The sequence below is a fragment of the Kitasatospora sp. NPDC088351 genome (assembly GCF_040685575.1).
In the GTDB taxonomy this organism is placed as follows: domain Bacteria; phylum Actinomycetota; class Actinomycetes; order Streptomycetales; family Streptomycetaceae; genus Kitasatospora.
This window is the reverse complement of sequence record NZ_JBFBIL010000026.1, coordinates 42,286-57,932: the sequence shown is the minus strand read 5'-3', so window position 1 is coordinate 57,932 and position 15,647 is coordinate 42,286. Positions and strand designations below refer to the sequence as shown.

Annotated in this window: 10 protein-coding genes and 2 pseudogenes; 1 reads left to right on the top strand and 11 read right to left on the bottom strand. The window is 72.5% G+C overall.

What is annotated here, in order from left to right; translation table 11 throughout:
* Positions 1-136 precede the first annotated feature (136 nt).
* From AB0P06_RS19715 to proS, 4 genes are all read right to left on the bottom strand, one after another.
* Positions 137-376 carry an RNA-binding protein gene (locus AB0P06_RS19715; protein ID WP_030056773.1) on the bottom strand — a complete coding sequence of 80 codons (240 nt, stop codon included), beginning with the start codon at positions 374-376 and terminating at the stop codon, positions 137-139.
* A gap of 2 nt (positions 377-378) precedes the next feature.
* Positions 379-807, bottom strand: a complete 429-nt coding sequence (rpsP, locus tag AB0P06_RS19710) for a 30S ribosomal protein S16 (RefSeq protein ID WP_363608934.1) — start codon at positions 805-807, stop codon at positions 379-381.
* Between the two features lie 394 nt (positions 808-1,201).
* Complete coding sequence (locus tag AB0P06_RS19705; protein ID WP_363608933.1) at positions 1,202-1,780, bottom strand: hypothetical protein; 579 nt, start codon at positions 1,778-1,780, stop codon at positions 1,202-1,204.
* A gap of 426 nt (positions 1,781-2,206) precedes the next feature.
* Entirely contained in the window at positions 2,207-3,619 is a 1,413-nt protein-coding gene (gene proS, locus AB0P06_RS19700; protein ID WP_363608931.1) for a proline--tRNA ligase, read from the bottom strand.
* 220 nt (positions 3,620-3,839) lie between these two features.
* On the opposite strand from proS, the gene AB0P06_RS19695 reads away from it, so the two are divergent.
* Entirely contained in the window at positions 3,840-4,673 is an 834-nt protein-coding gene (locus AB0P06_RS19695; protein ID WP_363608930.1) for a methyltransferase domain-containing protein, read from the top strand.
* Positions 4,674-4,748: 75 nt separating this feature from the next.
* Here the strand turns inward: AB0P06_RS19695 and ftsH are convergent, their stop codons facing one another.
* The 7 genes and pseudogenes from ftsH to AB0P06_RS19660 form a co-directional block, all read right to left on the bottom strand.
* A complete protein-coding gene (ftsH, locus tag AB0P06_RS19690) occupies positions 4,749-6,668 on the bottom strand; it encodes an ATP-dependent zinc metalloprotease FtsH (protein ID WP_363608928.1) in 1,920 nt (639 codons plus the stop codon).
* A 72-nt stretch (positions 6,669-6,740) separates the two neighbouring features.
* Positions 6,741-7,283 (bottom strand): GNAT family protein, encoded by a 543-nt coding sequence (locus AB0P06_RS19685; protein ID WP_363608926.1) that lies wholly within the window; start codon positions 7,281-7,283, stop codon positions 6,741-6,743.
* A gap of 108 nt (positions 7,284-7,391) precedes the next feature.
* On the bottom strand, positions 7,392-8,960 hold the full coding sequence (gene ffh / locus AB0P06_RS19680) for a signal recognition particle protein (protein WP_363608996.1): 1,569 nt from the start codon (positions 8,958-8,960) through the stop codon (positions 7,392-7,394).
* A gap of 178 nt (positions 8,961-9,138) precedes the next feature.
* Positions 9,139-11,622, bottom strand: a pseudogene (locus AB0P06_RS19675) ([protein-PII] uridylyltransferase); the annotation flags it as partial.
* A gap of 97 nt (positions 11,623-11,719) precedes the next feature.
* Positions 11,720-12,058 carry a P-II family nitrogen regulator gene (locus AB0P06_RS19670; protein WP_363608924.1) on the bottom strand — a complete coding sequence of 113 codons (339 nt, stop codon included), beginning with the start codon at positions 12,056-12,058 and terminating at the stop codon, positions 11,720-11,722.
* A gap of 212 nt (positions 12,059-12,270) precedes the next feature.
* Positions 12,271-13,539: pseudogene (locus tag AB0P06_RS19665) on the bottom strand (ammonium transporter); the annotation flags it as partial.
* Positions 13,540-13,912: 373 nt separating this feature from the next.
* On the bottom strand, positions 13,913-15,367 hold the full coding sequence (locus AB0P06_RS19660; protein ID WP_363608922.1) for a hypothetical protein: 1,455 nt from the start codon (positions 15,365-15,367) through the stop codon (positions 13,913-13,915).
* Positions 15,368-15,647 lie beyond the last annotated feature (280 nt).

Here is a 15,647-nt window from a genome sequence, read left to right as displayed (position 1 = left end):
TAGGGAAGGCAGAGAAAGAAGGCTGAAGAGAAGGAAGGCTGACAAGAAGAGGCTGGAACCGGAGAGAAAGAAAGGCCGGCCGGGACGACATACGTCCCGGCCGGCCTCAAGCCTGACGGCTGAACGAGCAGCCGCGTCAGCGGATGTTGTCCACGTCGACCAGGTCGACCCGGACGTTGCGACCGCCGAGGGCGCCGACCACGGTGCGCAGTGCGCGCGCCGTGCGGCCGCCCCGGCCGATCACCTTGCCGAGGTCATCGGGGTGCACGCGCACCTCGATGGTGTTGCCCCGCCGCAGGTTGCGCGAGCGCACCTGCACTTCATCGGGGTGCTCGACGATGCCCTTCACCAAGTGGTCGAGGGCGTCCTCGATCACGATCAGGCCTCGGCGGCGGCGTCGGCCTCAGCCTCGGCCTTGTCCGACTTCTTGGCCTTCGGGGTGATGGCGACACCGGTGGTGGCGTCCTCGAAGCCGGCGACGGCCTTGGCGAACAGGTGCGAGAAGTCCTCGACCTTCGGCGCGGCGACCTTCAGCGGCTCCGGAGCCGGCAGGCCCTTGAACTTCTGCCAGTCGCCGGTCAGCTTGAGGATGGCGAGCACCGGCTCGGTCGGCTGGGCGCCGACGGACAGCCAGTACTGGGCGCGGTCGCTGTCGACCTCGATCTTCGAGGGGTCGTAGGTCGGCTGGTAGATGCCGATCTCCTCGATCGCGCGACCGTCACGCTTGGTGCGCGCGTCGGCGACGACGATGCGGTAGTGCGGGGAGCGAATCTTGCCGAGACGCTTGAGCTTGATCTTGACTGCCACGGGAGTGGATTCTCCTGGTGTTGACGTGGGTGAGCAGCCCTGCCGTCGCGTGGGGTTGCGGGGCGGGCCGTTCAAGGGACACGCCAGCCGTAGGAGAGAGGGGTCCTGTCTCGGCTGCCGAGTACTCAGCTGTCCATTCTGCCATACCGGCGCGAACCGCCTTCACCCGGCCGCCACCACCAGGCCGTCTTCACCGCCGCCAGCCACCCGACGGCCGCCCGACGGCCCCGGCAACAGGCCCGACCGGGAGCCCTCGCCCCCGGTCAGCCCGACACACATCGGCCGCCCGCTCGGTAGAGCCGATCGGTAGAGCCACTCGACAACTCAATGGGCCGATCGGCCGATTGCTCCGGCCGGACGTGCTGCCCGCACAGCCGCCGGCCGGTTCTCCAAGCTATGCGATCTTGAACGGCTGCTGGCACGCGCCGCAGACGATGGACGCCTGCGCGAGCACCGACGGCACGACCCGGACGTTCCGCCCGCAGCCGCAGACCGCCTTGACCCGGACGCCGCCCCCGGAGGAGCCGTGCCGGGCGGCCGGACCGCGGAAGGCGCGCGTCACGCCATCACCGGCCACCGCCTCCTGGTGGGCGCCGAGGGCCCGGTCCAGGCGTTCGATGGTGTCGGCGTACCGCTCCTGCGTCTCCTTGAGCATGGTCACCTGGGAGAAGCCGCTGCTCGCGTGCGGTTCGACCGGGTGCGCCAGGCCGAGCTCGGAGGCGAGCAGCAGGAAGCGCCGGTTGTGGTAGCGGCCGGCGCGCGAGGTGTCCCGGATGTCCCGGGCCGCGGCCAGACCGTGGGCGGCCTCGTGGAGGAGCCGCTCGAAACCGAGCCGGGCGCCACAGGCCGAGGAGGATTCACCGATCAGCGCCTCGGGCGAGGCGAGGTCGGGGAGGTCCTGATGGAAGGCCTGGATGTCACTCCAGGCGGCGGCCAGTTCGGCCGCGAGAACGAGGGGCTGTGTCGTGCTCACGCTAGACCAACGATGCAGTGGGAGCCAATGTTCCGCGTGTTCTCGCTCTCCGGGAATTCCCAGGGAACTCTCAGGAATGCACGACCGCGCGCGAATTGCGCGTTCCGGATCTGACGCAAGACCAACCCCCTGCAGGTTTCGGCCCGTCGCAACTCGCCGAGCCTCGTATTTTCCGTCCGGGCGCGGGCTGTCGCCCCCAGGACGTACGGCCCGTGGTCCTGCCGAGTTGACAGGGCCACGGGCCGTACACCGTACCGCTATTCCGTTAATACTGGCAGTTGACTGGCCAGTAGCGATGTCAACAGGTGAGACGGTCTCTGGATACTTACAGCCCGTATTCTCAGCAGGCGTTGTCAGCAACCATCAGCACGCATCGGCGGCTGTCGACATCCGTCGGCTTCTGCCGGTTTCCGTCGGTTTCCGCTGTCAGTAGGCGCGCGCGACGATCGCGATATTGCCGTCCTGGTCGTCCGTCTGCGGCACCGATCCGTCGGCGGCGACAATGCAGCGCACCGAGACGCCCTGCTCGGCCAGCTTGGCCTCGCCCTCCGGGCCCAGCTCGGCCCAGGAGATCCGGCCCCAGCCGGTGGCGGCGGCCTCGACGGCCTCGTCGAGGTTGGTCACGTCCACCGTGCGGGCCTCGCGGCGCTCGCGGGACTGGCGCAGCAGCAGCGCCTGGTCCTCCTCCAGGACGCCGGGCACCAGCTCCGCCAGGCCGTCGATGGAGACCGGCTCCTTGCCACCGGGGATACGGCGGGCCAGCATCGCGGTGCCGTTCTCCAGGTCGCGCGGGCCGACCTCGATGCGCAGCGGCACGCCCTTGAGCTCCCAGTCGACGGCGCGGCGGCCGAACGGGGTGTCGGTGCGGTCGTCGACGACCACGCGGATGCCGGCGGCCTCCAGCCGGGCGCCGATCTCGCGGACCTTGGCGATCACCGCGTCGTCGCCCTTGATGGCGAGGACGACGGCCTGGACGGCGGCCAGGCGCGGGGGAACCCGCAGGCCGTTGTCGTCGCCGTGGGACATGATCAGGCCGCCGACCATACGGGTCGAGACGCCCCAGGAGGTCTGCCAGACGTACTCGCGCTCGGCGCCCTGGAGCTGGTAGGTGGTGTTGAACGCCTTGGCGAAGTTCTGGCCCAGCTCGTGGCTGGTGCCCATCTGCAGCGCCTTGCCGTCGCCCATCATGCCCTCGAGGGTGAGGGTGTTGATGGCGCCGGCGAAGCGCTCCTTGGCGGTCTTGCGGCCGAGCACGACATCGATGCCGAGCACATTGGTCATGAAGTCGCCGTAGACGTCCGTGTGGATCATCGAGGCGTAGTCACGGGCGTCCTCGTAGCCGGCGTGGGCGGTGTGGCCCTCCTGCCAGAGGAACTCGGTGGTGCGCAGGAAGATGCGCGGGCGCAGCTCCCAGCGGACCACGTTGGCCCACTGGTTGATCAGCAGGGGCAGGTCGCGGTGGCTCTGGACCCACTTGGAGAAGTACTCGTTGATGATCGTTTCGGAGGTCGGCCGGACCACGATCGGCTCGTCCAGCTGCTTGCCGCCGCCGTGGGTGACCACCGCGAGCTCGGGGGCGAAGCCCTCGACGTGCTCGGCTTCCTTGGTCAGGTAGGACTGCGGGATGAACATCGGGAAGTAGGCGTTCTGTGCGCCGGCCTTCTTGATGCGGGCGTCCATCTCCTGCTGCATCCGCTCCCACAGGCCGTAGCCGTACGGTCGGATGACCATGGTGCCGCGCACCGGACCGTTGTCGGCCAGCTCGGCCTTGCTGATGAGGTCCTGGTACCAGCGCGGGAAGTCGTCCGCCTGGGGGGTGAGAACGGGTGCCTTTGCCATGGGGCGAATGGTACGGGGAGCGAGGCCCTGACTTCGAATCCGTTCTGCGGGACCGGTCGGCCTCCGGAGCGCCCGGGCCCGCCAGGGGGCGCACGACCGCGACACGCGCGCACCACCCCGCACCCCTCTGGACGCCACGCCCGAGCCGCTGTTCGCTGGAGTGGGGCGGGACTTTGGGGGAGCCGTAGCAGCACACCGAAGGACCGGATGGGAGGCCGCGATGGCTTCAGCTCGGACGACCGGCACGACCGTACGACCCACGGGCGCACGCCCGCACGACCCGCACGACCCACCGCGCGCGATCGCGTGGCCCGCGCGGGCGCGCGACTGGGCGGAGATCCAGGAACGCATGCTGGTACCGCTCTACGAAGCCGTCTACAGCCGGTTGGAGGTCGGCCCGGCGACCAGCGTCCTGGGCCTCGGCTGCCGGTCCGGCCTGGCGCTGCTGCTGGCCGCCGGGCGGGGCGCGCAGGTCTCCGGTCTGGAGCCGCAGGACGAGCTGCGCGAGCTGGCCCGGGGCCGCCGGCTGCGGGTCGGAGCCGGTGCCCGGCCAACGACGGCCCTCCCCCACTCGGCCTATTCGCTGGTGACCGTTTTCGAGCAGTTGCCCGGATCCGCCGACCCGGCCCGGGTGGTGGCCGAGGCGGCCCGGCTGACGCTCCCCGGCGGGCACGTGGTGCTGGCCGCCTGGGGCCCGCCGGAGCGCTGCGAGAGCGCGTCCGTCCTGGACGTGGCCCGCCGGATGGCCGGCCGTACCACCGCGCGTGACCCGTTCGAGCTGAGTCCGCCCGGCGCGCTGGAGGATCTGCTCGCCGGCGCCGGTCTGCACCCGGCCGGCAGCGGCCGGGTGAGCTGCCCGTTCGCCTACCCGGACCTGGACAGCGCGGTGCGCGGGCTGCTCTCCACCGGCCTGTACGAGGCGGCGGCGGAGTTCTCCGGGCTGCCGCTGGTGGCCAAGGAACTGGAGGAGGCGCTGGCCCCGTACCTGCGCCCGGACGGCTCGGTCCGCATGGAGAACCTCTTCCGCTACCTGGTCGCCGAGCAACCCCGGTAGCCCGCCGAGCGATAGAACCCGCCGCGCGAACGAAGAGGGCGCCCGCCACCCGGCGAGCGCCCTCACTCGAACGGCTCACGCCTGGTCGAGCGACTTCCGCGGCACCCCGGCGGCCCGGTAGGCCGCCTCCTCGTCCAGCGTCTCGGCCTCCAGCAGCGCCGCCGCCAGCGCGTCCAGCCGGGCCCGCTGCTCGGTCAGCAGCCGCACCGCCTCCTCGTAGCACTCGGCGACGATCCGCCGGGCCTCCTCGTCCACCGCGTCCAGCGTGGTCGGTGCGGCGGACAGCCCGTACGCGCCCTGTGGGTCGGCGGGGACGGCGGTGAGCCGGCCGACCCGCTCGCTCATGCCCCAGCGGCCTGCCATGCCCCGGGCGATGTTGGTGACCTGCTCCAGATCGCTCTCCGCGCCGGTGGTGATCACGCCGTAGACGACCTGCTCGGCGGCCATCCCACCGAGCGCGCCGATGATCCGGCCACGCAGATAGGCCTCGGTGTAGGAGTAGCGGTCGGTCTCGGGGGTGGAGAGGGTGACGCCGAGCGCCCGCCCGCGCGGCACGATGGTGATCTTGCGGACCGGATCCGCGCCCGGCTGGAGCATCCCGAGCAGCGCGTGGCCGCTCTCGTGGTACGCGGTGCGCTCACGCTCGGACTGCGGCATCACCAGTGGGCGGACGGCGCCGAGCTGGACCTTCTCCAGCGCGTCCGAGAGGTCGCGCTCCCCCACCGCGTCCTGCTTCCGCTTGACGGCCAGCAGGGCGGCCTCGTTGACCAGGTTGGCCAGTTCGGCGCCGGTCATGCCGGGGGTGACCTTGGCCAGCTGGTTGAGGTCGGTGTCCCCGGCGAGCGGGACGGTCCGGGTGTGGATGCGCAGGATGGCGGCCCGTCCGTTCCGGTCCGGCGGGCTGACGGTGATCCGCCGGTCGAACCGGCCGGGGCGCAGCAGGGCCGGGTCGAGCACCTCCGCCCGGTTGGTGGCGGCGATGACGATGACGCCCTCGGAGCCGGTGAAACCGTCCATCTCGGTGAGGATCTGGTTGAGCGTCTGCTCGCGCTCGTCGTGGCCGCCCATGCCGCCGCTGCCGCCGCGCTGGCGGCCGATGGTGTCGATCTCGTCGATGAAGATGATCGCCGGGGCGACCTTGCGGGCCTCGGCGAAGAGCTCGCGGACCCGGCTGGCGCCGACGCCGACGATCATCTCGATGAACTCGGAGGCGGAGGCGGAGAAGAACGGCACGTTCGCCTCACCGGCGACGGCCCGGGCGAGCAGGGTCTTCCCGGTGCCGGGCGGGCCGGAGAGCAGCACGCCGCGCGGCATCTTGGCGCCGAGCCGACGGTACTGCTCGGGGTGTTTGAGGAAGTCGACCACCTCGGTGAGTTCGGCCTCGACCTCGTCGATACCGGCCACGTCGGCGAAGGTGGTGCGGGTGCCGGCGTCACTGGTGACCGGTTTGGGCGGGGCCTTGCGGCCGAGCGCGCCGGCGCCCATGCCACCGGCCATCCGGCGGGCGAGCAGCACCCAGATCAGGATCAGCAGCAGCATCGGGGCGAGCGAGATCAGCAGGTTGGCGAGGAAGCTGCGCTGCTGGACCACCGGCGAGGCGGTGACCTCGACGCCGTGCTGCTGGAGGGCGGTCCAGAGGTTGTCCCCGGCGAAGACCGGCCGCTGGGTGTCGAACTCGGTGTAGGTGCCCTTGGCGCCGTCCGGCTTGGGCTCGGCGCTCTTCAGGGTGCCCTCGATGGAGTCGCCCTTGGAGTAGATCTTGGTGACGTTGCCCTTGTTCAACTGGTTGTCGAACTCGGTGTAGGAGATCGTGGTGGCCCCGGCGTTGCCGAAGAAGGACAGCAGCAGGTCGGAGATCAGGAACACCACGAGCGCGGTGAGGACGAGGCCCGGCCAGCCGCCGGGCATCCTGCGGCGCGGAGGCGGCGGAGGCGGGGCGCCCTCGGACCGCCAGGGCTGGTCGGGGGTCTGGCGCGGCGGTACGGGATCGGTCACCCGTCGGACAATACGGACATCCGCTCGGGTGATCCAACCGCAACGCCGCGCCCGGACGCCGCTGAGCAGGCCCTACTCCCCCAGGCCGGGCCACTCCTCGGCGGTCATCGCGAACCGCTCGTGGTCCCGCCAGGCCCCCTGCAGGTACAGCATCCGCGGGGTGGAGCCCTCGTGCCGGAAGCCCAGCCGCCGGGCCAGCGCGATCGAGCGCTCGTTGTCCGGCTGCACGTTGATCTCCAGCCGGTGCAGGCCGAGCCCGCCGGAGGCCTGCGGGGCGAAGCAGCGGTCCAGCACCAGCCGCATGCCCTCGGTCATCCGGCCGGTGCCGGCGAACGGCAGGTACGAGTCGTAGCCGAGCGCGCCGTTGCAGAACCGGCCCATCACGATGTTGGCGACGTTCACCTTGCCGACCAGCCCACCGCTGGCCCGGTCCACGATCAGGAAGGTCCGCAGGCCGGCGCCCTGGCGCTCCAGGAGTTCCGGCAGCCCGTCCGGCTCGACCGGGTTCCACCGCCCGATGTGGTCGGCGGACCGTCGGACCGCCTCGGCGTACGCAGCTTCGTCCCCTGCCCGCGGGGCCCTGATCGTCACTCTCACGGCACCATCATCGGACATACGAACGGCCCACCGCCCCGGCGGTACCGGGAGGCGGGCCGTTCGCGGCGCCCTGGTTCGGGGAGGCGGGCCGTTCGCGGCGCCTCGGTTCCGCACCGGCCGCAGGGTCTACAGCAGGTCCTTGAACTCCTTGGGCAGCTCGAAGTCGGCCGGGCCCTTGCCCGCGCCGAGGCCGAACGCGCCGCCGCCGTCGGCCGGGGCCTGGCCGGCCCCCGGGCCCAGGGCGCGGCGCTGGGCGGCCGCGGCCTCCTCCTGCGCGCGCTTCAGCGGGTTGCCGCTCTTGCGCTTGCCCTTGGCCTGCGGGGCCTTCTTGGCGGACTTCTTCGAGCCGCCGCCCATGCCCGGGATCCCCGGCATGCCGGGCATGCCCTTGCCGGAGGCCATCGCGGACATCATCTTGCGGGCCTCGAAGAACCGCTCGACCAGGTTGTTGACCTCGCCGACGCCGACGCCCGAACCCTTGGCGATGCGCAGTCGGCGCGAGCCGTTGATGATCTTCGGGTCGGTCCGCTCGGCCGGGGTCATCGACTTGATGATGGCGCCGACCCGGTCGACGTCCTTGTCGTCGATGTTGTTGATCTGCTCGCGGATCTGGCCCATGCCGGGCAGCATGCCCAGCAGCTTGGAGATCGAGCCCATCTTCCGGACCTGCTCCAGCTGGTCCAGGAAGTCGTCGAGCGTGAAGTCCTTGCCGCCGCCCTGCAGCTTGGAGGCGATCTTCTCGGCCTCGGCCTGCGAGAAGGTCTGCTCGGCCTTCTCGATCAGCGAGAGCACGTCGCCCATGCCGAGGATGCGCGAGGCCATCCGGTCGGGGTGGAAGGCGTCGAAGTCGTCGACCTTCTCGCCGTTGGAGGCGAACATGATCTGTCGGCCGGTGACGTGCGCGACCGACAGGGCGGCACCACCGCGGGCGTCGCCGTCGAGCTTGGAGAGCACCACACCGGTGAAGTCGACGCCGTCGAGGAAGGCCTGCGCGGTGGTGACCGCGTCCTGGCCGATCATCGCGTCGACGACGAACAGGACCTCGTCCGGGTTGACCGCGGCCCGGATGTCGGCGGCCTGCTGCATCAGCTCGGCGTCGATGCCCAGGCGGCCGGCGGTGTCGACGATGACGACGTCGTACTGCTTCTGCTTGGCGTACTCGATCGAGTCCCGGGCGACCTGCACCGGGTCGCCCACGCCGTTGCCCGGCTGCGGGCCGTAGAAGGCCACGCCCGCGCGGTCGGCGACGACCTGGAGCTGGTTGACGGCGTTGGGGCGCTGGAGGTCGCAGGCGACCAGCAGCGGGGTGTGCTTCTGCGTCTTCAGCCAGTGGCCGAGCTTGCCCGCGAGGGTGGTCTTACCGGCACCCTGGAGACCTGCGAGCATGATCACCGTCGGGCCGTTCTTGGCGAACTTCACCCGGCGCGTCTCGCCACCGAGGATGGCGATGAGCTCCTCGTTGACGATCTTGATGATCTGCTGCGCGGGGTTCAGCGCGCCGGAGACCTCGACACCGAGTGCCCGCTCCTTGACCTGCTTGATGAAGGCCCGCACGACCGGCAGCGCAACGTCCGCCTCCAGCAGCGCGATGCGGATCTCGCGGGCGGTGGCGTCGATGTCCGCCTCGCTGAGGCGGCCCTTGCCCCGGAGGTTCTTGAACGTCGCTGCGAGGCGATCGGAAAGGGTGTCGAACACGTCGTCGCGGGTCCTCTGCGGCATCGGTATCGGTACGGTCGTCGCCCCCCAGGGTATCCGGCCGCCCCGGGTACGGTCTCCACCCGGGTTCACCCGGTGTTCAGTACGCCGTTCGGCCGGTGCTCGGCCCGGAGTCCCGGCCGGTGCTCGGCCCGGCGTCCGGTCCTCGGACCAGCGCGGCCCGCACGGCCGCCGCCACCTCCCCGGCCCGCCGGGCCGAGAGCGGCCGGCCCGCCACGTCGGTCAGGTAGAAGGAGTCGACGGCGTCCGCGCCGAGCGTGCTGACGTACGCGGTCCTGACCCGGACACCGGCCCCGTCCAGCGCCCGGCCGATCCGGTGCAGCAGGCCGGGGGCGTCATGGGCGCGGACCTCCAGCACCGTCGCGGTGGCCGAGGCCGCCGCGGGCGCGACCGCGACCAGCGGCGGCGGGGTGGGGATGCCGGGTCGGCGCGGGGTGGCCGCGTCGCGCTCGGCGAGCCGGCGCGAGACGTCCAGTGAACCGTCCAGCGCCCGGCGCAGATCGGCCCGCAGCCGGGCTGCCTCCGGCAGCTCGCCGAACTCGGCGGCCACCGTCCAGGAGAGCAGCAGCACCGCGCCCGCGCCGATCGGGTCCAGCTCGCGCAGGCCTGCCGAGCGGACGGTCAGCCGGTGCAGCGCGAGCACCCCGGCGACCGTGCCGAGCAGACCCGGCCGGTCCGGTACGGCCAGGGTCAGCCGGACGCCCATCGGTTCGGTGCCCGCCGGCCCGGCACCCTCCCGGCCCGGCCCCGGGACCTCCGGCCCGGCCTGGGCCAGCAGCGTGAGCGCCGGCCCGCCGGTCCGGGCGGCCTCCACCGCGAGCCGCTCCTGCTCCGCGGTCGGCTCGGCCTCCGCCCGGCCCGGCTGCCCGCCGGCCAGCTGGGCCGCGGCCCGGGCGGCCAGGCCGTCCACCAGCGAGGCCCGCCAGCTGCTCCAGGCGGCGGGGCCGGTGGCGGTGGCATCGGCCTCGGTCAGCGCGTGCAGCAGCTCCAGCCGCGCCGGGGTGCCGACCGCCTTGGTGATCGCCTCCACGGTGGCCGGGTCGTCCAGGTCCCGCCGGGTCGCGGTCTCCACCAGGGCCAGATGATGGCGGACCAGCACCGCCAGGGTCTCCGTGTCGTCCTCGTCGAAACCCATCCGGACGGCCACATCGCGGACGATCACCTCACCCGCCTCGCTGTGGTCGCCGGGCAGGCCCTTGCCGAGGTCGTGCAGCAGCGCGGCGACCAGCAGCAGGTCGGGTCTGGCCACCCGGCGGGTCATCGCGGCGGCCCGGACCGCCGTCTCCACCAGGTGCCGGTCCACCGTCCAGCGGTGCACCGCGTTGCGCTGCGGCCGGCAGCGCACCCGCTCCCAGTCCGGCAGCAGCCGGGTGATCAGCCCCTCCGCCTCCAGCGCCTCCCAGACCGGGATGCACGCCTCGCCCGCGCCCAGCAGGGTGACCAGTTGCTCGCGCGCCTCGTCCGGCCAGGGCACCGGCAGCGGACGGCACTCGGCGGCCAGCCGGCGCACCGTCGCGTACGAGACGGTCAGCCCGTTCTGGGCGGCGGCGGCCGCGGCGCGCAGCGGCAGCACCGGATCGGCGGCCGGGCGGGCACCCTGGGCGAGCACCGCCTCGCCGTCCTGCTCGACCACGCCCTCGGCGAGCGGGCGGCGCCGGACCGCGCCCCGGGCCACCGCGCCGGCGCCGCGCCCGGCGCCGGTGAAGGGGAAGGAGAGCCGCGACGACCGCAGGCCCCGGGCGGAGCGGGCGGCGAGCACCCGGTCCACCGCCCGCCAGGTGACATCGCTCGCGTAGGCGACGGTGCGGGCGGCCTCGTACACCTGGCGCAGCAGGGTGTCGGCGTCCAGCACCCCGAGCCGCTCGGCCACCTGGTCCTGGTCCTGGAGGCTGAGCCGCTCGGTGGCCCGGCCGGTGGCCAGGTGCAGGGCGTCGCGTACGTCGGCCAGCCGCAGCGCGGCGGCGTCCAGACCGTCCCGGGGGGCGTCGGCCAGCCAGCTGGCGGCGATCGCGTCGAGTGTGACCACGTCGCGCAGGCCGCCCCTGGCCTCCTTGAGGTCGGGCTCCAGCAGGAAGGACAGCTCGCCGTGCCGCTCGGCCCGCTCCCGGGCGAGTTCGCGCAGCTCGGGCAGGCGCCGGGGGGCGCTCGCGCGCCAGTCGCCGAGGACGGCGGAGCGCAGGGCCTCGGTGAGCGCCGGGTCCCCGGCGATGTGCCGGGCGTCCAGCAGGCCGAGCTGGGCCTTGAGGTCGGCGGCGGCGACGGTCCGGGCCTGGGCGAGGGTGCGCACCGAGTGGTCGAGGGCGGCGCCACTGTCCCAGACGGGGTACCAGATGCGCTCGGGCAGCTCCGGGTCGAGCGGGCCGTCGTGCAGCAGCAGCACGTCGAGGTCGCTGCGGGGCGAGAGTTCGCCGCGTCCGTAGCCGCCGACGGCGACCAGGGCGACGCCGGCCGGGGCGCCGGCCGCCGTGAGCAGGCCGCCCAGCCAGTCGTCGGTGAGCGCGGCCAGCGCGGTGCGGCGGGCGTCACCGGTGGGACCGGGGGCGGCCAGCAGCCCGGCCCGGGCGGCGGCGTAGTCGGCGGGCGGGCCGGTCCCCTGGTGCCCGTCGCCGGGTGAGGGGGGAGGAGAGGTCTCGGCGGTCATACGGGTCCCCGTCCGTCGTCCTGGACTGATGCGCCGTCAGCGGACCGGCGACCACCGGGTGGTCGCGGGCCCGCCCGCGGGTTGATCGAGCTGAATGCTAGAGGGCGTCGGGGCCGCGCTCGCCGGTGCGGACCCGGACGGCCGTGTCGACCGGGACGCTCCAGACCTTGCCGTCGCCGATCTTTCCGGTCCGGGCGGCCTTCACCAGGACGTCGATCAGCTGATCGGCGTCCTCGTCCTCGACCAGCACCTCGATCCTGGCCTTGGGCACCAGGTCCACCTGGTACTCCGCGCCCCGGTAGACCTCGGTGTGGCCGCGCTGGCGGCCGTAGCCGCTGGCCTCGATGACGGTCAGGCCGTGCACTCCGAAGGCCTGCAGGGCGGCCTTCACGTCGTCCAGGCGGTGCGGCTTGATGACTGCGGTGATCAGTTTCACTGGGCATCGGCCCCGTTCTTCTCGGCGGCCTCGGCGACGGACTCGACCGCGGCGACCACGGCCGCGGCGGGGGCGGGAGCGGGAGCGGTCCTGGCCAGACCGGCGACCACGGCCGCGGCGGGCGCCGGGGCGGGGGAGGTCCGGAGCGGGTCGGCCACCACGACCGCGGCGGGAGCGGAGACAGCGACGGAGACCGGTACGGAGACGAAGGCGGTCCTGGCCAGGCCGGCGCCCATCGCGCTGAAGTCGTAGGCGGATTCGGCGTGCTCGGCCTGGTCGATGCCGGCGAGCTCGACCTCGTCGGCGACCCGGAACCCGACCGTGCGGTCGATCGCCTTGGCGAGCAGCCAGGAGAGCACGAAGGAGTACCCGCCGACCACCGCCACGCCCATCGCCTGCTTGCCGAGCTGTCCCGGGCCGCCGCCGTAGAACAGGCCCTTGGCGGTCTGGCCGACCGTGCCGGTGGCGAAGAGGCCGACCAGCAGCGAGCCGATCGCGCCGCCGACCGCGTGCACACCGACCACGTCGAGCGAGTCGTCGAAGCCGAAGCGGTACTTGAGGCTGATCGCGGCGGCGCAGACCGCGCCCGCGACCAGACCGATCGCCACCGCGCCGAGCGGGCTGACCGAGCCGCAGGCGGGGGTGACGGCGACCAGGCCGGACACCGCGCCGGAGGCGGCGCCCAGCGTGGTGAACGCGCCGTGCCGCAGCTTCTCGTAGACCAGCCAGCCGAGCAGCGCGGCCGCCGTGGCGACCTGGGTGTTGACCAGCGCCATCGCGGCGACGCCGTTGGCGGCCAGCGCCGAACCGGCGTTGAAGCCGAACCAGCCGAACCAGAGCAGCCCGGAGCCGAGCATCACCAGCGGCAGGCTGTGCGGGCGCATCGGGTCCTTCCGGAAGCCGATCCGCCTGCCCAGCACCAGACAGAGGGCCAGACCCGCGACGCCCGCGTTGATGTGCACGGCGGTGCCGCCGGCGAAGTCGATCACGCCGTTGCGGTCGCCGAGCCAGCCGCCCTTGCCGCCGTCGAAGAAGAACACCCAGTGCGCGACCGGGAAGTAGACCACGGTCACCCAGAGCGCGATGAACAGGCCCCAGGCGGCGAATCTGGCGCGGTCCGCGACGGCGCCGCTGATCAGGGCCGGGGTGATGATCGCGAACATCAGCTGGAAGGCGGAGAACGCGGTGACGGGGATCGTCCCGGTGAGGTCGTTCAGGCCGATGCCGTGCAGGCCGAGGAAGTCCAGGTTGCCGATCAGGCCGGCACCCGCGTCGGGGCCGAAGCTGAGCGAGTACCCGTAGAGGACCCAGAGCACGCTGACGATGCCGAGCGAGAGAAAGCTCATCGCCAGCATGTTGAGCGTGCTCTTGGCCCTGACCATGCCTCCGTAGAAGAAGGCCAGGCCCGGGGTCATCAACATGACCAGGGCCGCACTGATGAGCACGAAGGCGGTGTCGCCCGCGCTGAAGCCGTCCGGCATCGGCGTCTCCTCATGGTGGAAGCCGCTCCACACCCGGGTTACCCGTGTACCCGGGGTGTCGGCGATGAGATGGAGCGTGCCGAAGGCCGGTTTCAGCCGGTGCGGCCCGTTGTTTCGCGGCCGTGACGACGGCGACGCGGGGGTTACGCCTGCGTGAACCGCGGCCGCGCCGGGCCTCCGGACCGGCTATCGTGCCGCGCGCGGCGGGCCCGGGCGGTGCGGCGCGCCGGGCGCCGTGTGCCCGTGCGCCATGTGCCGGACATACCGCCGGAGCCGCCGGACATGCCGCCGACCGTGACGGCGGCGGCCGTCACGGTCGGCGGGGCGGGCGGGGCCTCGACGGAGGCCCGTGGGGGGGGTGGCCCGGCGCGGGTCAGACCACCGAGACGTACTCCGGAATGTCCTGGACCACCCGCTCCTTGAGCCGGCTGACCGCGTCCACGCCCCTGAACCGGGAGGCGGCGGCCTCGGTGGTCTTGCGCACCCGGGAGTTGAGCCGCTCCGAGCGCACCTTGGTGGCGATGTCCACCGCCTGCTCGGCCATCGCCGCGGCCTGCTCCGGCTCCTTCTGCAGCAGGTGCACGCTGGCCATGCCGATCAGGTTGAAGGCGTACGAGCGGACGTGGTCACCGTCCTGGCGGAAGAGGTCCACCGCGCGCTCCATCACCGGGGCGGACATCGAGGCGTACAGCTCGGCCTGGTCGGAGTGGTAGGCGAGGTCGCGGAAGGAGTGCGCGTTCTCGGCGTTCAGCTCGGCGGGCGAGAAGAACTTCAGCCAGTCCGGGTCGCCGTCGCCCTCGCGGATGTCGGTGAAGGTGTCCTCGGCCAGCCGGACGGCCCGGGCGCAGCGGTTCACCTCGCCGATGGTGGCGTAGGCGCGCGCCTCCATCGCGTACAGCAGCGACTGCTGGCGCGGGGTGGCGGTGTCGCGGCTGCCGTACTGGGCGAGGTGGATCAGCTCCAGGGCGTCCTCGCCGCGGTTGAGGTGGATCATCTGGCGGCTCATGTCGGTGAGGATGAGCGCGCCGAACGGGCGGTCGCCGGCCTCCTTGGCGGCGTGCAGCGCCAGCACGTAGTACTTCTGCGCGCTGGGGTGCATCCCGACGTCGTACGACATCCAGCCGGCCAGGTGGGCCAGTTCGGCGGTGAGCCGGAACAGCCGCTTGGTGGTCTGCTCGGGGTACGTCTCCTGGAGCAGGTCGGTGACCTCGTGGAGCTGGCCGACGACGGCCTTGCGGCGCAGCCCGCCGCCGTTCTGGGCGTCCCACTGGCGGAACATGACGGTGGTCTGCTCCAGCAGTTCCAGCTCGGGCTCGGAGAGCCGGCCGGTGAACGGCTCGCCGCCGTTGGCCGCGGTGAGGATCGGGGTGGGCACGCCGCTCGGGCCCGGGGCGAGCCAGCGCTGCATGGGCTCGATCAGCGCGGCACCGGCGGTCAGGGCGAGCGAGGTGCCCAGGAAACCCCGCCGGTTGAGCATCAGGTCGCTGCGGGAGTAGTCGCTGATCAGCTGAACGGTCTGGGGCGCGCTCCACGGCAGGTCGACGCCGCCGCCCACGGTGGAGACCGGGATGGCGGCGCGCAGGCCGAGGTCCTCGATGGAGACCACCGAGCCGAAACGCTCGGAGAACAGTTCCGACATGATCTTTGGGATAGGTTCTCGGGGCTGCTCACCGTCGAGCCAGCGGCGCACCCGCGAGGTGTCCGTGGACACATGGTGGGCACCGATCTGGCGGGCCCTGCGGTTGACCTGGCGGGCCAACTCGCCCTTGGACCAGCCGCTGCGGCCGAACCACGTGGTCAGCTTCTCATTGGGTTGCTTCTCTGCCATGGGAATGTCCCCATCCCGCCCGGCCCCTGCTGAGGGGCCCCCGATCGTGTCCGCCCGACGGTTGCGGGCTCTTGCCAGACGTGCCGTATCCGAGGTTGCTGCCGTATCAGTTGTCGTACTGGTGCGCCATCGCCACGGACGGTTCGTCAGTTCTCCCAACTCCCGTCCGTAGATGGCCCGGAGCGGACTCCCCGACGATGTCCGTGTGCTGAACGTAATGCCCCGCCGGCTGCCCGAGGGAGCGGCCCTGGCGAAACGCCACCTTTCGCCACCCCCAGGA